The sequence below is a fragment of the Rickettsiales bacterium genome (assembly GCA_041396965.1).
Taxonomy (GTDB): domain Bacteria; phylum Pseudomonadota; class Alphaproteobacteria; order Rickettsiales; family SXRF01; genus SXRF01.
Genome location: JAWKXN010000001.1, coordinates 1,468,810 through 1,490,639 on the forward strand (window position 1 = coordinate 1,468,810; position 21,830 = coordinate 1,490,639).

Below are 21,830 nucleotides of genomic sequence, written 5' to 3' on the forward strand. Positions count from 1 at the left end.
ATTACACAATATACATGCTATATTCTTACATATTATGGGATTTAAGAAAAGAGAAGGTTTGGTTACAATGTAAACAATGTTAAAAACTTACTAAACCACAGTTCTTGCTGTATTTTTACTATTAGCGACGGATACATTAACAGGTACTGGCACGTGATCGCCACCAACATCCTGAAATCCAAGATTTACCTTCTCCTCACCAAGAGAACCGGTAACATCATTTTTAGCTTTTTGTCTATTATCTCTATCAACTTCCGCTAATTTCCTAAGATCCTGCAATTGTTTTTCAGCAGATTTAACATCTATCCCACCATTTCTCATTGGTAATTTTCTAAACGAGTCAGGAACTTCAGTAAATAAAATCTCATGATTTTCATCTCCTGCAAAATTACCATCACTTCCCGTAACGGCAACACCAAGCACTTTACCTTTATCATTTACCTTAACAAGCATAGTGTTAAGTACAATATTAGTGGTAATTTTATTATCTACATTAAACAAAAGAGTGGCTTCTCCCTTATCATCAAACTTAATTTTTTTACCGCTTTTTTCTTTTTCCTTTTCATGTTCGCGCCCTTTAGAGCCGTCCGCTCCTTCGCCCGCACCTTCAGCTACTTCTTCCTCTCTCTTAGAAAATCCAAGTGTTCGGTTACCCAAAATAGCTCCTATAACAGCAAGAACCGTAATTCCAATCGTCTTCAACCATCCATTCTGCTGAGAATTACGAAAAAGCAAGCTACCACCAAGAAGACCGCCAATCCCTCCAAATATACTACCTAAATTGATCCCAAAGCCTTTGCTTGCTCTGCCATCTTCACCACCGCTATGTTCTTGATGCTCTTCCATAATATCAATTTACGCGCTTCCCACGCTAACATTATTTTCTTTATTTTGCTGCCTACTACCAATTATCTGTTTGTTAACATTATTACTATCAACCTCAGTAACTGATAATTTTGGAAGTTTATTATCGCCTATATTAATATCTTTTACATCAACAGAAGCTGTATTCATTCCTGTATCTTTTTGCTGGTTTTGAGCCTGAGATTGTCCCTGCTCTTGTTGACGCACCCATAAAGGTCCCTTATCCTCTTCCTTCTTCGGAGCGTTAGGAGTTAAAGAAACCCCCGCCTCACCTAACTTATCACCAACCAAGTGACCAGCAATAGCACCAAGAATTACGCCTAACACCATCGCTATCCCACCAGAGCCTTTAGTAAGCAGCATACCCGTAAACGCGCCTATAATACCACCAAGCTTAAATCCACCTTTTTCATCATCATAAAAAGCTGATTTTATAGAGTCTGTAACTTTTCCAACTCCACTACTAATGCCGCCAAGTATACCACCACTTTTACCACCGCCTCTTTGCAATCCAAAATCCTGCTTCGCTTGGACCATCGCGACTGATCCAAAAGCAGCGTCTACTTCCATATCTGTTTCCGCCGGAGTCTTGCCAAGCTCGTTCGCCCGCGCTCTATGTTTCTCTTTTACCTCATTTAACACCTTCTGTCCGAATGTTTCCCACTCCCTGACTTCTTTAGGACCAATCTCATTTGGATCTGGCGCGTAACCACCCGGTGTACGCAAATGCAACTGCGTAACCGCCTCAATAAGAGCTGGCAAATGCTTTGCATAAGCGGGTTTCATATCATCGTATATTCTGTAGTCATACTGAGTATTATCTTTACCGTAAGCATATTCAGATCTGGCTATTTTCAGCGCGCCTTCCCAAGATTCAAACTTCCTCCTGTAGTGAGTCTCAACCCATTTCTTAACCTCTTTATAATTACCCATATCTTTGGGTTTACCTTCTTGCCCTTCACTAACAGTTCCCGAAGTCTGCTGTTGTTCGCCGGAATTATCGGGATGATTTTTGCCACCTGTACCCTCACCTTGACTCCTTCTAAAATCATTAATTTTTTCCTGCGTAGTGCGATTTTTATTATCATTATCATCTAGCGGAACAAATGGATATACGCCCCCACCATCAGAAGTGCTACCCTCCCTATGAAAAATACTGTTCCCATCAGTACCATCGTGATTAACCGGTTTAATCGCCACTACAGCCCTCTTTTATAAAAATAAATTTTCCTATGATAAGACTATAGAAACTCTCACGCTTTCTCAAGTGAAGCTTTTATTACAGCTTTTTGACAATTTACGGGAAAATTGTTAATTTACACCTAATATATTGATATATAATGATTTTACCTCAAAACAGATATAAAATATAAAATCGTCATTCTGTAAGCCATAAGGCTGTATAGAATCCACCACAATATACTGTGCAAATGCTTACGCGTTTCACAGCATGATGAACAACCTAAAAAGACAGGGAATTATAGCCCCCTCAAATCTTCTCCACAAAATCAGCCATCAGCTTCTTTTTTCCGGCTTTTTCAAAATTTATCTCCAGATTACCGCCACTTATGGTGGATATTCTCCCATAACCAAATTTTTGATGAAAAACCCTCTCACCAACATCAAATCCACCAGATTTAGCGCTACTATCAGAAGAAATACTCCTATGTGACTCCATTATACCGGCAACCTCCCTGCCCCAATCACTCATAGTCTGTCTTGCTGAATTCATCACCCCACCAGAGATTTTTTCTATATTTTCCGCTGGAATTTCAGCAATAAAGCGTGACGGCACACTACTTTGCCATTGGTTATAGATACGCCGGTTAGCTGCATGGGTAATGTAAAGCTTCCTGCGTGCCCTGGTGATCCCAACATAGGCAAGCCGTCTTTCTTCTTCTAAGCCTTTCATTCCTGATTCATCAATCGCCCGCTGATGAGGGAAAACCCCGTCCTCCCAACCAGGTAAGAATACCACGTCAAACTCAAGACCTTTGGCGGCGTGCAGTGTCATGATACTTACCATATCATTATTATTATCAGTGTTATTGGCTTCCGTAACTAGGCTCACATGCTCCAAAAAAGCGTTGATATTCTCAAAATCCCCAATCGCCCGCGCCAACTCTTTCAGGTTTTCCACCCTACCAGCCGCTTCCGGTGTTTTTTCCTGCTTCCACATTTGCAAGTAACCACTTTCCTCTAAAACCAACTCCACCACTTCCGAAAGGCTAATAGAAGAAAGCTGACCACGCCAACGTTCGCAATCACCAATAAATTTTTGTAAAGCCTGTCCTAATTTTCCTTTAAGTTGCCCACTTGCTAACATATGAACAGTAGCATTATATAATGAGCAATTAAGCAAAGTAGCTATACTGTGAATCTGCCGCATTGTCGCCTGCCCGATACCACGCTTTGGTGTGTTTATTATTCGCTCAAACGCTAGATCATCGCTTAACGTAGCAAGCAACCGTAAATAAGCCACAGCGTCACGAATCTCCGCCCGCTCATAAAAACGCAGGCCACCAACCACCCGATAAGGCACACCGAGAGTTAAGAATCTTTCCTCAAATGCTCTCGTCTGAAAACCCGCTCTTACCAATATAGCAGCCTCTTCAAGTGATATTCCTTTTCTCTGTAAATCCTCTATTTCCTCACCAATAAATACGGCCTCGTCACGCTCATCCCACAGTGATTTTATCCTGATTTTCTCACCGCTTTTTTCCGGTGTCCATAATGTCTTACCGAAACGCCCACGATTATTAGCGATAACCGCGCTCGCCGCCGCCAGAATATGTGGTGTTGACCGATAATTACATTCTAGGCGAATAACCTTAGCGTCAGGATAATCCTTCTCAAAACGTAGTATATTGCCAACCTCCGCTCCTCGCCAACTATAAATTGATTGGTCATCATCACCCACGCAGCATATATTTTTATGATAACTGGCGAGCAACCTCAGCCATAAATATTGCGCTACGTTAGTATCCTGATACTCATCAACCAATATATACTTAAAACGACTAGCAAACTCACGCAGAACGTCTGGGTATTCGGTAAATAAAGTCAGCATATGCAGAATCAAATCACCAAAATCAACAGCGTTAAGCCGCTTCAAACGTTCTTGATATATTTTATAAACCGGAAGAGCCTGCCCATCTATCGCTTGCGTATCCTTAGCGTTCGTTACCTTATCTGGCGTAAGCCCTTGATCTTTCCACTGCCCAACAACAGCGGCGAATAATTTTGGTGGCAGCGACTTAACATCTATATTTTTTTCGGTAAGTATGGTTTTAAGTAGTCTCAACTGATCGTCAGTGTCAAGTATGGTAAAGCTGGAAGTAAGCCCTAATTTTTCAGCGTGACGACGAACTATCCTAGCGCCAACCGAATGAAACGTCCCCTGCCACAAAGATTGGGAAGCGCCAGTAAGTTGATTTACCCGCTCCGCCATTTCCCGAGCCGCCTTATTGGTAAAAGTAACGGCTAAAATCTCACCGGCGTAAGCCAGCCTGTTAAGCAGAATATGCGCGATACGGGTAGTAAGAACCCTAGTCTTGCCAGTACCAGCTCCCGCAAGCACCAAAACCGCTCCCTGCGTCGCCTCCACCGCCTGTCGCTGTTGTTCATTAAGAGACGACAAAAGAGCGTTATCAGCCCTGCTATTATCAAATAATTCACTTACTTTATCTTTCATTAAGGTAGACTCAACCATACTGGCAATACCCCACCTACTTGTAAATAATTAATAAGAGCGAAGCACGGCATCGGCAGAAAAAATATCAACGCGTCAAATATAGTACGACGGATAAATTTAGGCTTCGCCTCCATATGCTCTGGTTCAACCCATAGCTTGAAGTTAGGCAACCATCTCGGTACTTCTTGTTTATAAATACTATAAGGCTCGCCAAATTTATGCTCTAAAAAATCCTCTTCTCTTCCGATAACAAATGGATAATAAACCATAAAAGAAACTACCAAAAAAATAATCAGCGACAACATACCAGACTGCATCCCAATCCCGACCATCGCGATAAAAGAGAATACATATAGCGGATTACGCACCACTGAGAAAGGACCACTACGTACCACCTCGTCATTCTTCCGCCCACCGATAAAAACTGAGCAATAAACCCTGCCAAACGCGCCAAAAGCTACCAAAGCGTAACCGAACCATAACAACAACTCCCTACTCAAACTCCCATATTCAAGCATCGGTTTACTCACTAACAATAACCCTACAAGTAAAACCGCGAATATCCGGCTATGATATTGTCGTGCTTTAAGTAATTTAGGATTAGACATAAAACTCCCAACCAACAAATTATTTATAATATTTTTTATTTTCAATAATATATTGAAAATATTTTTAACACTCGCTACGCAGTGCAAAACCACCACTTTCAGTGGTGGTTTTGATAGTAGTTTCTAATTATAAAAATTATAAACTACTATAACTTTATCTTTACTCATAAAAATAAGAAAACATAATAATCAAATTATTCTCTTTGAAAAGCGATAAAGGAAGAAAAACATGTTAAAAAATATTAGTGTCTTGCGTTACCCACTCATCCTGATACTCGCCGCTTTCGGCATATACACATTCATGAACCTGAAATTTCCAAAATCAGCGGCAGGTATTTCCGATGTCATGATTTCGGTAAATAAATCACCAGAAAAATATGAGCTATCAGTATTATTTATCGGTAACAGCTACACTTATTACAACAACATGCCTGCCATGCTGATAAAGATGGCACAATCAGATCCAAATAATCATACACATTTTATTGTACAATCAGCCACTCGTGGTGGAGCGACCTTATTAGACCATCTAAATAATAAAAAAATCCCTGAGCTAATCTCATCAAGAAAATGGACTTACGTGATAATTCAAGAGCAAAGCGCGTGGGCGGTTTTACCGTCATATATAAACACCCTAAGATCCGCCAGAAGCTTAAATGAGCTGATAAAACAAAATGGCTCTAAAACAATAATTTTTACCACATGGGCACGCGAACCAGAAAGTCATTGGTACAAAGAGGCTAAATTTTCTTTTATGCGTAGCCCTGACTATATGCAAAAACAAATCAACGAAAAAACTCTGGATATAGCCCAGAAAATAGGAATAAATCAAATACCTATAGGTGATTACTGGATGGCAGCACTACAGCAAAAATCGGATTTCCCATTATATACAAAAGATGGTAGCCACCCCTCCGCGGCCGGTAGTTACCTTAGCGCTCTTATATTTTACCGCTACCTTAGTGGACAAAGCGTCAAACAAATAACCTACAAACCAGACAGCGTAACCGCACAACAAGCTGATTTCCTTAAAAACCTGATTATGGATTAATTATCGCTATACAAACTGAATTACCTTAACTATATTAATTAATTATAATTAACAATAGAATTACTTAAATATGGCAGATGGTGGCAATATAAAAATAGACAATCCAAGTTGGCTGGATAAAGAACAGAACCGCGACAATCCAAATCAATGGCTGGAAAAGCTCCGCCCACAGATTATGGAGCGTATTGCCCATTATGAGAAATTTCTTGATAAATGGGGAATTACCGCGCAAACCGGAATTGAGCAGGAATTTTACCCAATCCCAAAGGATGGAGTTAGTGTTGCTGAAACACTTGATACTTTAGGTGAAAAACCTACACACAAATATTTCAGCAACTCACCATATGTAGAGGATTTATACCATGACGGTAGAAGAATTGATATTGATAGAAATAGCAAGCCTCTTGAAATAGTAGTTGGCACTGGAAATAAAAAAGCCGCTAAATCATACCCTCATAAATCATTGACCCCATCAGTCATGGTGAGGGCAACTGAAGCGACAAATAAACTGATAGCGAGAGAAGCTTCTAAGCCGGATAACCCGTACAAAACTAAATCTATATCATTTGATGGTGTTGACGATAAACGCAGACTACACGCCCAGCAAGTTAATATCAGCCTGTGGGATAAACATGAAAGACCCATCTTCAATTCAACAGAAGTAAAAGAACTAGCACATCTTTCTATAAAAAATCTACTTAATGCTCAACACGAGCTAATAGCCGCTTTTACCATAAGTCCAAACACCTATCAAAGATTTAACAAAAGCAATAATGACTACGCTAATAGTGAATCTCCGCCAGCTTACGCAGGCGGTTTCACTCTAGTTCAAGCTTCGCTTGGCCACAATCTTCCTGCCCTTGTTTTTCTATATAACGCTGTATAATCTTTTCATTTATCCCCACCGTAGAAACAAAATAACTGCCCGACCATATACTATCTGTACCCCAATACACCTTTTTGAGAAACGGAAACTTTACCTTGATTTTGCGTGCTGTATTCGTCTTAATTATTCGTACAACATCTCCTACGCTCATCTTTGGAGGAATAGACACAAGAATATGTATATGATCTTTATCATCATTATATTCCATAATATCTATTTCTGGATAATGTTCCGTTATTTCATAGAGTCTATTCCTCAAAAATTCGCTAACACCTTCGTTGATAATCTTACGACGGTATTTAGTCGCAAAAACAAGGTGATAGTGACATAGATAGATGCAGTTATTTTGTTTCCTGTAACTCATATATTATTTGTAGCAGGAAGATTGTAGCTGCGCTACATCCGCCAGCTCACGCAGGCGGTCTTAGAACGCGGATAAAAACAAAAAAATTATTTACGCCGAAAATAAGGGAGAGAATCCTTCCGTAATTTATAGAAATATAAACAACCACTCAACAAGCGGAATGAATTATATAGAAAGCAGACTTGGTCACGCTGATATGCCGCCAAGTGTTAATATGTTGATAACACTGGCGGCAGTCGCTAAGGGAGTTGAGGAATATATAGAAAAACACGACATAAAATCACCTGAGGAATTGCATAGTCGTTTGGAAAAAGACTATAACTCAGTAATGCTATTACATTCCACCCTACCACAATATAAAATACCAAAAACCAGAAGTGAGTCTCTCACCATTACTAAAAACAGTGAACTCGCGAAAGAAATTCTTGGCAGAAAATTACATCAGAGTTTTGTCAAAAAATACAAACAACATTTTCTTGAGAACAAGCACAGGCAAAACACCAACGAAAGATAGATTACACTCATTGTGAATAATTTTTATACAATCTGTCATCCCGAACGCATGTGAGGGATCTTATATCGCAACCAAAATACCGTGGGCTTAAATCCATTTAAATTTATTGCTATCACCGGCAAATTACTTAAGGATTCCTCCACTTGCTTACGCTCGGTCGGAATGACAGTAAGGAGTAGATTGCCGATAAGAATTTCCTGAAATTCTTAAGTTAAAACACTATACCCTGCACAAACGTTTCACCAACTCAGCGTCCGCCTCTATCATATCAATATCACCCATATCAGCGGCGAATTCCCAGCGCAGCGCGCTATGCTCAAGCGGCTTAGCCTCTCCTTGCCACTTACGACAGAGATAAACTGGCATAAATAAATGAAAATCAAATTCAGGGTATGGGTGCGATAGAAAGTAAAACGGCTCTAAATCCTCCTTTGCAACCTTTATTCCCAGCTCTTCCTTTAACTCACGAACAAGCGCTTCCTCAGGAATTTCCCCCTCCTCCACCTTGCCGCCGACAAACTCCCACTTTCCGGCAAGTCTTTTACCTTCTGGCCTCCTCGCTAGCAAAATCTTGCCCTCATCATTAATAAGCGCGGCGGCCACAACTAACAATATCTTCATTTTTTACCTCAATATAGGATATAGTAGATTCACCACCAGAATAATTTTTAACTTCTGTAACTACCATTTATATCTATATAGCCATGCGTTAAATCACATGTATAAACGGTAGCAGACTTATCACCAACTCCAACATCAACATCTATTACTATGTCTCTTCCCTGCATATGAGGAACTATAATTTTCTCATCATACGCCGGATCCGCCTGTCCGTTTTTAGCGACACTTACTCCACCAATAGAAATACACAATTTATCACGATCAGCTTTCTCACCGGCTTTGCCAACCGCCATAACTATCCGCCCCCAATTAGCGTCAGATGCCGCTATTGCCGTCTTAACAAGCGGTGAGTTAGCTATGCTCATAGCTATTTTCTTCGCCGCTTTTTTTGATTCAGCGCCACTTACATTTATGGTAACTAATTTTTCAGCTCCCTCACCATCCTTCACTATCTGCATGGCAAGACTATGCATAACCTCCGATAGCGCTCTTTTGAAATCAGCATACTCACTTTCTGTATCACCTGCCTTATTACCAGCTTTACCGGTCGCGAACACCAGCAAAGTATCACTGGTTGAGGTATCTCCATCAACGGTTATGCTATTAAAACTTTTCTCATTAATTTCAGTCACAAATTTTTGTAGAATATTTTGTGGAATATCAGCGTCAGTAAATATAAACGCCAGCATAGTCGCCATGTCTGGTGCTATCATCCCAGAACCTTTAGCTATACCGTTAATAACAACCTTAGTATCATTAACAACCGCCTCAGCACTTGCCATTTTATGATAAGTGTCAGTGGTCATTATAGCGCGAGCCGCCTCTTCCCACCTGTCTGGCTCTAACTTGTTATAAACTTCCCACAAAACATCAGTAATTTTTTCATCGGGCAATTTCTCACCGATAACACCGGTTGAAGCAGTAAAAACCTGCTCTTTTGGACAAGCGGCGATTTTAGCGGCACTTCCCATTATCCGCCTTACCGAGTCATCACCATCACTTCCGGTAAAAGCGTTAGCATTGCCAGAATTAACTAATAATATCCTCGCCACACCACCTTCTAATGATTCCCGACAAGCAAGCACCGCCGCCGAAGCGGTAAGGGATTTGGTAAACACACCGGCTACTTTAGTAGCTTCCGTAACCTCAACCAACAAAACATCTGTACGCCCCTTATAACGCACACCACAAGCCGCTATCGCAAGGCGCACACCAGCTATTACCGGCAACTTCGGATAGTCCACAGGTGCTAGCGGCGACACTTTCATACCCTATTTTTTAGCATTATCAGGCAGGGAAAGATCAAATTTCTTCTCTTTACCGTTTTCATCAAAATATTTTATTGAGGCTTTTTTCAATAGTCCTTCAACATATTGCTTTAACTTATCATTTTTTATTTGCGCCTCAAGAACTGGTTTACTTTCCTCAAAGCTAGCTATTTTAAGCGGACGACGATCCTCAAGCTTAATAATATGCCAACCGAAAGCACTCTTAACTGGCTTTGATATTTCTCCCTTTTTCAGTTTGAACGCGGCATTAGAAAATTCAGGAACCATTTTATCTTGAGCGAACCAACCCAGATCACCACCATTAACACCAGTGCCTTTATCCGCCGATTTTTCTTTAGCTATCTTATCAAAATCACCACCTTTTTTCAGTGAGTCATAAATTTTATTGGCTTCTTCCTCACTATCAACCAATATGTGCTTAGCTTTTACTTCTTCCTTACCCTTACTTTCATTGACTTTAGCGTCATAAGCTTTTTTAATTTCAGCGTCAGTTACCATGCTTTTTGATTTATCTTCCATAAATACTTGCATAACTAATTGTCTACGCAAAGCGTCAACACGTTTTTTAACCGATTCATCATTCTCAAAACCGGCCTTTTCGGCTTCTTTATAAATAAGTCTCTCAGTTATTAAACCACGCAGTATATTCTGACGCATTTTCTCATCAAATTTATTAAAATCAGGGGCTTTTCCCTCAGCGAACAACCCTTCCCAAACCTTTATTACTTCTGAGTTTTTCAGACTATCATCACCAACTTTAATGATAGTATAATCTTTGACGCTACCCTTATCATCCTTCGCCTGTAATGGGTTGTTAATAGCGGTAATAAAAACAGAGGCGGAAAAAACAATAGCAGCGGCGGAAGTCATCAAACCAGAGCGAAAAAATCTATCCATAACATACCCTTCATTATTATTTTGATACACATAAGTAATTCATATAACTTAAAGACCAGATAGAACATTATAAGCACATGTTCAATATTAATTTATAAAATATATTCCATCCCCCGTTGACTTCATAAGAATAAACACCTATCTAATCCGATGTGATAAATAGATTAATGATATGATAAACACATTCGCTAAAAAAATATTCGGCTCCGCCAATGACCGTTTCATAAAATCTCTCCAGCCAAGACTGCGTCAAATAAACGAGCTTGAAGAACAGATGGTGAAGCTCTCTGATGACGAGTTAAAGGGCAGAACAACTTGGTTCAGAGAACGTCTAAGTGGTGGTGAGTCACTTGATAACATACTGGCGGAAGCCTTCGCTACCGTTCGTGAAGCCGGAAAACGTGTTCTTGGAATGCGCCATTTTGATGTGCAATTGATCGGAGGTATGGTTTTACATCAAGGCATGATCGCCGAAATGCGAACAGGAGAAGGAAAAACCTTAGTTTGTACTCTAGCTGCCTACCTCAACGCCCTTCCGGCAAAAGGCGTGCATGTAGTGACAGTAAATGACTATTTAGCACAACGTGACTCTGAGTGGATGGGACAATTACATGAATATTTAGGTCTTACGGTTGGCTGTATCACTAATGATATGAGTGATGAAGAACGCAAAGCCGCTTATAATTGTGATATAACATACGCTACCAATAACGAGCTTGGCTTTGATTATCTTCGTGACAATATGAAATTCACCAAAGAAGCTATGGTACAGCGTAAGTTCGCTTATGCCGTAATTGATGAGGTTGACTCAATACTTATAGATGAAGCCCGTACACCACTTATAATATCAGGACCAACAGAGGATAATTCCGAGTTATACACTAAAATTGACCGTCTAGTCGCGAAATTAGTGGAAGAAGATTACGAGAAAGATGAGAAACAGCGTAGCGTTACCCTTACTGATAAAGGAGTTTTGCATATGGAAACTATGCTAAACACAAACGGTATGTTGGCAGAAAACGCGTCTATCTATGATATTGATAACGTTTCGTTTGTTCATCATATAAATCAATCTCTACGTGCTCATACATTATTTACCGCTGATGTTGACTATATAGTAAAAGATAACAAAGTTATTATTATTGATGAATTTACCGGCAGGATGATGGAAGGTCGCCGTTATTCTGATGGTCTTCACCAAGCGTTAGAAGCCAAAGAAAATGTTGAGATACAAAACGAGAATCAAACTCTCGCCTCAATAACCTTCCAAAATTATTTCCGCATGTATCCAAAACTGGCGGGCATGACTGGAACCGCTATGACTGAGGCTAGTGAGTTTCGTGATATATACAATCTTGAGGTTATTGATATTCCAACTAACCAAGAAGTAAAAAGAATAGATAATAATGATGAAATATACCGCACCGCAGCAGAAAAATACCGTGCTGTGTTCATACAAATAGCAAAAGCTTATAAAGGTGGTCAACCTAGCCTTGTTGGCACTGTGTCTATTGAAAAATCTGAATATATCTCAAAAATACTTGGCGACCGTAATTATATAAAAGAAACTGCGGAAATCGTTATGAAAGAAGCGAATGAGGCTTTTGAGATAGTAAACTCCTTAAAAGACGGAGAGAAAAAAGAAAAATACAAGAAAGAGGCTGATGAGATTAAGGAACTAGCTAATTATCTGATAGATATTAGCAAATTAAAAACCCCAATACCACACCAAGTATTGAATGCCCGCTACCATGAAAAAGAAGCTCATATCATCGCTCAGGCCGGAAGACCGTCGGCTGTTACCATAGCTACCAACATGGCAGGACGTGGAACTGATATAATGCTTGGTGGTAACGCTGAAATGCGAATAATAAATGAACTAGGGGAAAACCCATCCCCCGCTGATAAAAGCCGTGTGGAAATGGAAGTTGAACGTGATAAGGAAGCAGTGAGAAATGCTGGTGGATTATTTGTTATAGCTACCGAAAGACATGAATCCAGAAGGATAGATAATCAGCTTCGTGGTCGCTCAGGGCGACAAGGAGATCCAGGAGAATCAAAATTCTATATTTCTATGGAAGATGACCTCATGAGAATCTTTGGAGGCGAGAAGATTGAAGGCTTGTTACAAAAGCTTGGAATGAAAGAAAATGAGGCCATATTATCACCATTAATGAACAAAGCTATTGAAAGAGCTCAACAAAAAGTGGAGCATCGCAATTATGATATGCGTAAAAATCTACTAAAATATGATAACGTAATGAATGATCAGCGTACTGTTATCTATGAGCAACGTGTTGATTTGATGGAGTCTGAATCCGTATCTGAGACTATTGATGATATGCGCGAGGAAGTTATAGATGACATGGTACTTAGATACATACCACCGAAAGAATATGCTGATTCTTGGCAGACTGAATCATTAGAAAAGGAACTATTCCATGTGTTTGGTCTACATATTCCAGCCTCTGATTGGGCAAAAGAGGAAGGAATAGCTGATGATGAGATAAAACAACGTGTTAAAGAACTAGTAAATGAACATTTTATCACCAAAGCTGGTAAATACGGTGATGACATCATGAAAATGGCAGAAAAAAGAATATTATTACAAACTCTTGATCAGCTATGGAAAGACCATCTTCTATCACTTGACCACCTTCGTCAAGGTATCCATCTACGTGGATATGGTCAGAAAGATCCTCTAAATGAATATAAACAAGAAGCATTTTCTCTATTTGAAACAATGCTTTCACAGCTTCGTGAATTAGTTGTAAGCAGGCTTTCACATCTGGAGATACATTTTGACAACCCTATCTCAGCCACCCCTCCCACTCCCAAACAAAAAATGTTTGAAAACAGACAAGATGGTGATGATAAAAAGCAATATCAAGAAAAGGTAGGGCGTAATCAACCATGTCCATGCGGCAGCGGTAAAAAATATAAACATTGTCATGGCGCTATAAACTGATAACTAGAGAGTTCTTCCCAGCCCTTAATCTATAGTAACTTGTCTCGCCGTAGCACACAAGCGCAAAGGTAGATGGGACATTGCCGAAAGCTCACTCGGTCTGACTTACCGAGCTTCTTATTCCCTAACCACCAATCCCTAGTCTCTAGTATCTAGCACCTAGAACCTAAACTTATAATTAACCATTAGACTATTAGTTTTAGCGCTATACTCAAAATTTGAGTCATCAGGAACATAACGTAACTCTATCTGCTTAGAGTTTATTTTAGGAGATAATTTATAACGCAATGACAAAGTTCCATCATACATTTCACGTTTATGGAGTGTTAAATACCCATCCTTAGTATGTTTGTTAACAATTTGAATAAATGATATTATTTTTGGATTATCCACCCCTACTGTATTCATCATAATCAGTAGTTTTTCCATTTTTTTACGCTTGAGCTCTACCTTGACATTTTCACTAGAATGTCTGTTTTTATCGGCAGCTATTGCTACGTCTGACCAAATTAATAAATCAAGTAGTAATGCCACCACTATTGCCGACCGCATTACCATTCTTCATAGTATCACAAAACAGCAGAAAACAACAGATATTTTTTAATAAATAGTTAATTTATACCGCATAGCAACATAGCAATAAAAAACTATAGATAATTCTCCATGCAATAACATCTACTATGACAAATCATTGTGCGATACAGCATAAATTCGCATACTATTTACCTATTACCAGATATAATCTCAGCAAGTAGTTCTTTCCTACGAAAATAAGTATCAATAGCTTTTTCTAACTTAGGCCAGCTAAAACCTGTCTCGCCATCAAACTGCTCATTAGCTATCATAAAAACCTCCATTGCCTCCCGATTGGTAAGCGATGGCAGGTTTTTCTGCTCACATATAAAATGGATATCATCCACATGCCATAAATTATCTACAAAATAACCATTAACTTTCAATAACTCACGTGCTGTTTCAACAGCCTTCTTATTAATTACACTCATATTATTAACCTTTATTAAAAAATATTTGCCAGAGCGTTAATAAAGATTAATAGTTAATTATTTATTAATAAAATTAACTAAATTACATTTTTTTCTTTTTTAATCACTTTTTTTCAAAAAATTTCATTTCACCTGTTGTCTTTGGATTTTTAATTACTATATCTCCACCATAAATATTTTTCGTATAAAATAGCGCTAATCAGATAATTATGATTGTTTTTCAAAATGATAACAATAACTGATTCTTAATAATACGAAACCAACCACACATTGTATAACGCATTGTATAAGTTTAAGGAGAGAAAGTTTATGAGTAAAATTATAGGAATAGATCTTGGAACCACCAATAGCTGTGTTTCAATAATGGAAGGTAGCCAAGTAAAAGTAATACATTCACAAGAAGGGCGTAACGTTGTTCCTTCCATAGTAGCATTCACTGATGACGGAGAACGTCTAGTTGGAGATGGCGCGAAACGTCAGGCTGTAACCAACCCTGAGAACACACTTTTTGCTATTAAGCGCTTGATTGGACGTAATTTTGAAGACCCTATGGTAAAAAAAGATATGGGGTTAGTTCCTTACAACATAGTAAAGGGTGATAATGGTGACGCTTGGGTTGAGGCGCAAGGTGAGAAATACTCGCCAAGCCAAATTTCCGCTTTTACCCTTACTAAGATGAAAGAAGTAGCCGAAGCCTATCTTGGCGAGAAAGTAACACAAGCGGTAATAACTGTTCCTGCTTATTTTAATGACGCGCAACGTCAAGCGACTAAAGACGCTGGTAAAATAGCTGGTCTTGAGGTTCTGCGTATAATAAATGAGCCAACCGCCGCCGCTCTTGCTTATGGTCTTGATAAAGAGAAAAAAGACGGAAAAACCGTTGCCGTATATGATTTAGGTGGTGGTACTTTTGACGTATCAGTTCTTGAAATTGACGATGGTGTATTTGAGGTTAAATCTACCAATGGTGATACTTTTCTTGGTGGCGAGGACTTTGATAAACGCATTATTGACTATCTTACCGAAGAATTCAAACGGGATCAGGGCATAGATTTACGCAATGACAAACGCTCATTGCAACGTTTGAAAGAAGCTGCTGAAAAAGCAAAAATTGAGCTTTCCAGTTCAATGCAAACCGATGTGAACCTACCATTCATAACCGCTGACGCTTCTGGTCCTAAACACCTTAATATAAAGCTTACTCGCGCAAAACTTGAAGGCTTGGTAGAGGATCTAATTGAGAAAACAATTACCCCGTGTAAAGCCGCTCTTAAGGACGCTGGTCTTTCTGCGAAAGATATTGATGAGGTAATATTAGTCGGTGGTATGACTCGTATGCCAAAAGTAATAGAAGCTGTTAAGAGCTTCTTTGGTAAGGAACCTCATAAAGGAGTGAATCCTGATGAAGTAGTGGCTATGGGCGCTGCTATTCAAGGTGCGGTACTAAAGGGTGACGTAAAAGACGTGCTACTCCTTGATGTGACTCCACTATCACTTGGTATTGAGACTCTTGGTGGCGTATTTACTCGTCTTATTGACCGTAATACCACAATACCTACTAAAAAATCACAGGTCTTCTCAACCGCTGATGATAACCAAACTGCCGTTACCATCCGTGTGTTTCAAGGTGAACGTGAAATGGCGGCTGATAACAAACTTCTCGGTCAGTTTGATTTAGTAGGAATTCCAAACGCTCCTCGTGGTGTACCACAAATTGAGGTAACGTTTGACATTGACGCTAACGGTATCGTAAATGTTTCCGCTAAAGACAAAGCCACTGGAAAAGAACAACAGATCCGAATTCAAGCTTCTGGTGGACTTTCTGATGCTGATATTGAAAAAATGGTCAAAGACGCTGAGTCACACGCTGAGGATGACAAAAAACGCCGTGATCTTATAGATAAGAAAAACCATGCGGACGGTCTCATCCACAGTGCGGAGAAAAATCTTAAAGAACATGCTGATAAAATAGATAGTTCCGATAAAGAGGCTATTGAAAAGGATATAACGGCGTTGAAAGAAGCTTTAGAAAGTAATGACGCTGAAAAGATTGACCAAAAACTAGAAGCGCTTACTCAATCATCTATGAAGATAGGTGAAGTCATCTATAAAGCTGAACAAGAAAAAGCCGCCGCTTCTGGTGACGCTGAGTCTAGTGAGCAACAATCTTCTGGCGATGATGACGGCAAAGTAGTGGATGCCACATATGAGGAAGTTGATGATAAGAAAGAAAGCAATGGTTAATGCTAACTATTAGTCCGTCATAGCCTAAAAATTAAAGACGAAGTAATCATGAGGAAATCGTGATTACTTCGTCTGCTTTATACTTGTTTTGGATAATTTTTATACAAAATTGAGTATAGTAATGTTTAACCTCATAAAATTATCAAAACTAAATTATGTCCAAAGATTATTATCAGATACTAGGCGTTCCCAAAGGCGTATCACCAGATGAACTAAAAAAGGCCTACCGCAAATTGGCAATGAAATATCACCCTGACCGTAATCCTAATGACAAGGAAGCGGAAAGTAAGTTCAAAGAAATCAGTCACGCTTATGATATACTTTCCGATGAGCAAAAGCGTGCGGCTTATGATAGATACGGACATGACGCTTTCACACAAGGCGGAATGGGCGGTGCCGCCGGAGCTGGCGCTGGAGGTTTTGACTTCTCATCAGGATTCGCCGATATTTTTGAGGATCTATTTGGTATGGGTAGAGGTGGCGGTGGCGGAGGTCGCGCGTCATCAAATAGTGGATCCGACCTACGTTATAATATGAATGTTACTTTAGAAGAAGCTTTCAAGGGTAAAAGTGAGACCATAAAAATCACCACAGCCGCCACTTGTGATTCATGTAGTGGCAGTGGCGCGGCGGATGGCAGCAAACCAATAAGCTGCGGCACATGTAATGGTAGTGGTCGCATCCGCTCAACTCAAGGCTTCTTCTCGGTTGAACGCACTTGTACAAGCTGCGGTGGTATGGGTAAAACCATAAAAGACCCTTGTAAAAAATGTGCTGGTAGCGGCAGAGTCCGTAAAGAGAAAAAGCTATCCGTAAACATCCCAGCCGGTGTTGAGGAAGGAACTAGAATCAGACTAAGTGGTGAAGGAGAAGCAGGTATCAGAGGCGGTGCTAGCGGTGATCTTTATATATTCATTGGCGTAAAACCGCATGGTTTGTTTATACGTGACGGCGCTAATATACATTGTAATATCCCAATAAAAATGATGACTGCCGCTCTCGGTGGAGCTATTGAGGTTCCAACCATTGAGGGCACAAGGGTAAAAGTAAATGTTCCTGAAGGCACACAGCATGGTCATCAAATGCGTCTGCGTGGCAAGGGTATGTCAATAATCAACTCTGGTAGTAGAGGTGATATGTATATCCATACTCTGGTAGAAACCCCTACAAAGCTCAATAAAAAACAAAAAGAACTGCTAAAAGAATTTGAAAAAGCTGGAAAAAACACCAGTCCACAGTCAGATAGCTTCTTTGATAAAGTAAAAGATTTCTGGGCGGATTTGAAGGATTGAGTTTTTAATATTATTGTATGGAAGTGGTAAATTCTTGTTTTTATCGTCCCTTACTAGGTTAAAATCACTGTATTTATATAGTAAAATATAGGATCTTGTCATTCCCGCGTAGGCGGGAATCTATGTTGCAATGCCTCTGAAAGCGGATAAAGAGATTCCTGCCTTCGCAGGAATGACGGATATAAAGAGTGATTTATTACCTTTATCCAACCTACCGACTTTGAGTTGTTAGTGGTTGAGCTATTGCAAAATATCTTTTGTCATAAAACTATCATAAAAATTAACTTGTTATAACAACATCATCTTGTTAGCATTAATCAGGCGATTTTAACAAGGAGTTTATTATGGGAAAACAAACTGATAAATCAATTAATGAAATTAGGCAGCAAGGCAAAGAGGGAAAGAGCAGAATAAATACCAAAGCTGATGAGGTTATAGCTGACATAAGAGAGGGGCACCGCGATAAAATGGCTGGCATCAGCACCGCCGGTTTTATTGGTCAAATGGAAAAAAAGTCATCTATTATTGATACAGTAGCAAAAGATAATAATTCACTTGTAGGCACTAAAACAGTGGGCGCAACAGTACGTGCATATGGTGATATAATTGGTTGCAATAATGAGGTTTTGCCTACAAATGGAAAAAACACAGAGCGTGTGATTAGTGAACGCATCGGCCGTGCTCTGCGAAAAGGTATGGATGAAATGTCTAAATCTAGGTGATTATAAAGTCAAAAAATTGCTCACGCAGCAGCAGCTAACCCATTTCCATTTTCCCACGTTTCAATGTTATTATTATAAAAATCCGCAACAGTTTGCTTCACTTCTTTATGGTCAGAGATAGTATTAACTTTCCGGCGATATTCCGCTGAGCCATACATACCACCAGAATACCAACCGAGATGTTTGCGGGCGATCATCACTCCGTTTTCTGTGCCATACAGCTCTAAAATCTCCTCATAATGCTTAAGCACTATATCAAGTTGCTCTTTAAGACTTGGGTCTTCTAGCTTTTCACCAGTTTTCAGATAATGTCCTACCTGTGCCACAAACCAAGGACGACCATAGCTGCCACGCCCGATCATCACTCCGTCAGCTCCTGATTGCGCGAGTGCGGCATCAACATCCTCAAAAGACACAATATCACCATTTACAATAACGGGAAGTTCCACCGCCTCTTTTACCTTACGTACAAACTCCCAATCCGCCCTGCCCTTATACATCTGACAGCGAGTGCGCCCATGCACGGTAAGGAGCTTTATCCCAGCGTCACGAGCGATTCTTGCCATATTCGGCGCGTTACGGTTCGCGTCATCCCAGCCGGTACGCATTTTAAGAGTAACCGGAATCTTAACCGCTCCTACCACCGCCTCTAATATCTCACCTGCCAGCTTCTCGTCTTTCATCAAAGCAGAACCAGCATTGCCACCTACTACTTTTTTAACCGGACAACCAAAGTTAATGTCAATTATCTGCGCGCCCCTATCCTCATTAAGCTTAGCGGCTTCCGCCATTACTTCAGGGTCACAACCAGCGAGCTGCACGGCGAATGGGTACTCAAACGATGAGAAACTAGCCATCCGCATCGTATTTTTAGTCTCAAGTAACATCGCGCGGCTAGCGATCATCTCCGAGACCACCATACCAGCACCAAAGCTTTTTACCAGCTTACGGAAAGGTAAATCAGAAACACCAGTCATCGGCGCGAGCCACACCGGATTATCTATCTCTATATTATCAATAACTATAGTCATAAACCACAATATGCCAGAATATTAACAAAATTCAATATTTTTATACTTGGCTTTATAGTCACATCTAACCAACCATCTCTACAATGCGTGATACCGTGCGCTTAAACTCAAAAGAACCATCCCCATCATTATAAATCTCTTCCGGTGGCACTTCCGCCGTGCATATAAGCCTAACCTTATGCTCATAAAGAGCGTCTATAAGAGTTACAAAACGCTTCGCCTCATTTCGTTGTTCTTTTGAAAGTTTTGGTATCGCGGTAATAAATATAGTATCAAGCCACCCAGCTATCGCCAAATAATCAGCCGCTCCCAACATTTGCCCACATAATTCATGGAAAGTAAAAACCCCTACCCTATCATCATAATAATCAAAGACTACCTTCCTGCCATGCACTATTATAGTCTCTTTTTTCGCCTCACCACTTATCTGGAGTTTAGCGAACATATTACTGATAAACCTATCAGCGTACTCACCAAGCGGATAATGGAAAAACTCTAACTTATCATCAACATCATCATAGCGATAATCACGATTGCTGGATAGATTCTCTACTCTCATCCTATCTTTGATAAGGCTTATAAATTTATCAAAACGCTCTGCCTGCACCCCGCCAGTGTATAACTCCTCCGGAGGACGGTTTGAGGTGCTTACCACACACACACCACCAGCGAACATTCCCTCAAAAAGCCGGTATAAAAGAGTAGCGTCAGTAACATCAGTCGCTTGCAACTCATCAAAACATAAAAGATTTGTTTCCTGTGCGATTTCCTCCGCTAATTTGGCAACCGGATCTTCCATGTGCTTTTTACGTAGTTTATGAATACGGCTATGCACCTCCTGCATAAAAGCATGGAAATGGATACGACGTTTTTTAATATATTTATGATTTTCCGGTATGACGTTAAAAAATAAATCCATGATCATAGACTTTCCTCGTCCGACATCACCATAGATATAAATCCCTTTTATATCATCATCCGATTTTATTAGGCTAAATAATGACTTTTTAGAGGGAGCAAGCAGCTTATCTAAAATATCCTGTAAAAGCACAAGAACCTGCCGCTGAGCTTCATTATCCTCTATTTCTTGGCACTCTACCAGTTTTTGATAACTATCAATGAGTTTAATTTGTTTCGTCATAATCAACCTGTTGGTAATTTAGCATCAGGTGGTCGCACATAAAACGGTACTGGCGGAACAGCTTTTTCAGGATAGCTATAAGCAAGTTTCGCCAATATGTTAGACTTTGGATAAACTATATCACTACCACTACCAAAACCAACAACAAGCCTGTCACCATCTATAGAGTTAGCCAAAATATCAGATTTTATTAATTCAGCCTGTGACTCTACCTCAAAATCTCTGGAAAAATTTTGATAAACCACCTCACCTTTACCAGCGTTTAACACTGCCATAACTGGCTTACCATTATTTTTAGTAATAGCTTCATACGCTAAAACCTCAAGCGATGAAAATCCTATAACCTTTACACCAGCGGCAAAACCTATCGCTCTCGCGGCGGAAAGCCCAATGCGTACTCCCGTAAAACTACCCGGTCCTACCGTACATACTATTGTGGACAAATCCTTATAAGCTATTTTACTTTCACCTAAAGCACTCTCTATCATCGGCAACAATTCCCGCGCCTGTAAAGATGGTGTGTTAATCTCCAAATAAGACAATATATCTCCATTAGAATACACGGCAACACTGCAAGCACCGGTTGAACTATCAACCGCCAGAATATTATTTACCTCATTATTATTTCCCATAATCTATA

General features: G+C 39.9%; 20 protein-coding genes. 7 read left to right on the forward strand and 13 right to left on the reverse strand.

Going from position 1 to position 21,830, the window contains the following annotated elements:
• Positions 1-90: 90 nt before the first annotated feature.
• The 4 genes from R3D71_07680 to R3D71_07695 all read right to left on the reverse strand — a co-directional run bounded on the left by R3D71_07680 (position 91) and on the right by R3D71_07695 (position 5,166).
• Entirely contained in the window at positions 91-846 is a 756-nt protein-coding gene (locus tag R3D71_07680; protein ID MEZ5691528.1) for a hypothetical protein, read from the reverse strand.
• A gap of 9 nt (positions 847-855) precedes the next feature.
• Positions 856-2,064 (reverse strand): hypothetical protein, encoded by a 1,209-nt coding sequence (locus R3D71_07685; protein ID MEZ5691529.1) that lies wholly within the window; start codon positions 2,062-2,064, stop codon positions 856-858.
• A gap of 289 nt (positions 2,065-2,353) precedes the next feature.
• A complete protein-coding gene (locus R3D71_07690; protein MEZ5691530.1) occupies positions 2,354-4,558 on the reverse strand; it encodes a UvrD-helicase domain-containing protein in 2,205 nt (734 codons plus the stop codon).
• Positions 4,558-5,166 (reverse strand): isoprenylcysteine carboxylmethyltransferase family protein, encoded by a 609-nt coding sequence (locus tag R3D71_07695; protein MEZ5691531.1) that lies wholly within the window; start codon positions 5,164-5,166, stop codon positions 4,558-4,560. Before R3D71_07695 ends, R3D71_07690 begins: the two co-directional genes overlap by 1 nt.
• Positions 5,167-5,395: 229 nt before the next feature.
• Between R3D71_07695 and R3D71_07700 the strand changes: the two genes are divergently transcribed.
• Both R3D71_07700 and R3D71_07705 read left to right on the forward strand, forming a co-directional pair.
• A complete protein-coding gene (locus R3D71_07700; GenBank protein ID MEZ5691532.1) occupies positions 5,396-6,217 on the forward strand; it encodes a hypothetical protein in 822 nt (273 codons plus the stop codon).
• A 70-nt stretch (positions 6,218-6,287) separates the two neighbouring features.
• Positions 6,288-7,103: a hypothetical protein gene (locus R3D71_07705; protein ID MEZ5691533.1), complete on the forward strand. Its 816-nt coding sequence runs from the start codon at positions 6,288-6,290 to the stop codon at positions 7,101-7,103.
• Here R3D71_07705 and tnpA read toward each other — a convergent pair.
• Positions 7,036-7,467 (reverse strand): IS200/IS605 family transposase, encoded by a 432-nt coding sequence (gene tnpA / locus R3D71_07710; GenBank protein ID MEZ5691534.1) that lies wholly within the window; start codon positions 7,465-7,467, stop codon positions 7,036-7,038. The two genes, R3D71_07705 and tnpA, sit on opposite strands and share 68 nt — an antisense overlap.
• 160 nt (positions 7,468-7,627) lie before the next feature.
• On the opposite strand from tnpA, the gene R3D71_07715 reads away from it, so the two are divergent.
• Entirely contained in the window at positions 7,628-7,981 is a 354-nt protein-coding gene (locus tag R3D71_07715; GenBank protein MEZ5691535.1) for a hypothetical protein, read from the forward strand.
• A gap of 219 nt (positions 7,982-8,200) precedes the next feature.
• Here the strand turns inward: R3D71_07715 and mutT are convergent, their stop codons facing one another.
• The 3 genes from mutT to R3D71_07730 are packed head-to-tail and all read right to left on the reverse strand — an operon-like array spanning position 8,201 to position 10,788.
• Positions 8,201-8,602 (reverse strand): 8-oxo-dGTP diphosphatase MutT, encoded by a 402-nt coding sequence (mutT, locus tag R3D71_07720; GenBank protein ID MEZ5691536.1) that lies wholly within the window; start codon positions 8,600-8,602, stop codon positions 8,201-8,203.
• A gap of 47 nt (positions 8,603-8,649) precedes the next feature.
• On the reverse strand, positions 8,650-9,870 hold the full coding sequence (gene argJ / locus R3D71_07725; protein ID MEZ5691537.1) for a bifunctional glutamate N-acetyltransferase/amino-acid acetyltransferase ArgJ: 1,221 nt from the start codon (positions 9,868-9,870) through the stop codon (positions 8,650-8,652).
• A gap of 3 nt (positions 9,871-9,873) precedes the next feature.
• Complete coding sequence (locus tag R3D71_07730) at positions 9,874-10,788, reverse strand: peptidylprolyl isomerase (GenBank protein MEZ5691538.1); 915 nt, start codon at positions 10,786-10,788, stop codon at positions 9,874-9,876.
• Positions 10,789-10,963: 175 nt separating this feature from the next.
• On the opposite strand from R3D71_07730, the gene secA reads away from it, so the two are divergent.
• Entirely contained in the window at positions 10,964-13,756 is a 2,793-nt protein-coding gene (secA, locus tag R3D71_07735; protein ID MEZ5691539.1) for a preprotein translocase subunit SecA, read from the forward strand.
• 159 nt (positions 13,757-13,915) lie between these two features.
• Here secA and R3D71_07740 read toward each other — a convergent pair whose 3' ends face one another.
• Complete coding sequence (locus tag R3D71_07740; GenBank protein MEZ5691540.1) at positions 13,916-14,308, reverse strand: hypothetical protein; 393 nt, start codon at positions 14,306-14,308, stop codon at positions 13,916-13,918.
• Between the two features lie 170 nt (positions 14,309-14,478).
• Complete coding sequence (locus R3D71_07745; protein MEZ5691541.1) at positions 14,479-14,760, reverse strand: hypothetical protein; 282 nt, start codon at positions 14,758-14,760, stop codon at positions 14,479-14,481.
• 309 nt (positions 14,761-15,069) lie between these two features.
• Between R3D71_07745 and dnaK the strand changes: the two genes are divergently transcribed.
• The 3 genes from dnaK to R3D71_07760 all read left to right on the forward strand — a co-directional run bounded on the left by dnaK (position 15,070) and on the right by R3D71_07760 (position 19,018).
• Positions 15,070-17,004 carry a molecular chaperone DnaK gene (gene dnaK / locus R3D71_07750; protein ID MEZ5691542.1) on the forward strand — a complete coding sequence of 645 codons (1,935 nt, stop codon included), beginning with the start codon at positions 15,070-15,072 and terminating at the stop codon, positions 17,002-17,004.
• 155 nt (positions 17,005-17,159) lie between these two features.
• Positions 17,160-18,296, forward strand: a complete 1,137-nt coding sequence (gene dnaJ, locus R3D71_07755; protein MEZ5691543.1) for a molecular chaperone DnaJ — start codon at positions 17,160-17,162, stop codon at positions 18,294-18,296.
• A gap of 344 nt (positions 18,297-18,640) precedes the next feature.
• The gene (locus R3D71_07760; GenBank protein MEZ5691544.1) at positions 18,641-19,018 is read left to right on the forward strand and encodes a hypothetical protein; all 378 of its coding nucleotides are present in this window, start codon (positions 18,641-18,643) and stop codon (positions 19,016-19,018) included.
• Positions 19,019-19,038: 20 nt separating this feature from the next.
• Here the strand turns inward: R3D71_07760 and dusB are convergent, their stop codons facing one another.
• The 3 genes from dusB to tsaB form a co-directional block, all read right to left on the reverse strand.
• Complete coding sequence (gene dusB / locus R3D71_07765) at positions 19,039-20,049, reverse strand: tRNA dihydrouridine synthase DusB (GenBank protein MEZ5691545.1); 1,011 nt, start codon at positions 20,047-20,049, stop codon at positions 19,039-19,041.
• Between the two features lie 64 nt (positions 20,050-20,113).
• On the reverse strand, positions 20,114-21,190 hold the full coding sequence (gene zapE, locus R3D71_07770; GenBank protein ID MEZ5691546.1) for a cell division protein ZapE: 1,077 nt from the start codon (positions 21,188-21,190) through the stop codon (positions 20,114-20,116).
• 2 nt (positions 21,191-21,192) lie between these two features.
• Complete coding sequence (tsaB, locus tag R3D71_07775) at positions 21,193-21,822, reverse strand: tRNA (adenosine(37)-N6)-threonylcarbamoyltransferase complex dimerization subunit type 1 TsaB (GenBank protein MEZ5691547.1); 630 nt, start codon at positions 21,820-21,822, stop codon at positions 21,193-21,195.
• Positions 21,823-21,830: the final 8 nt, after the last annotated feature.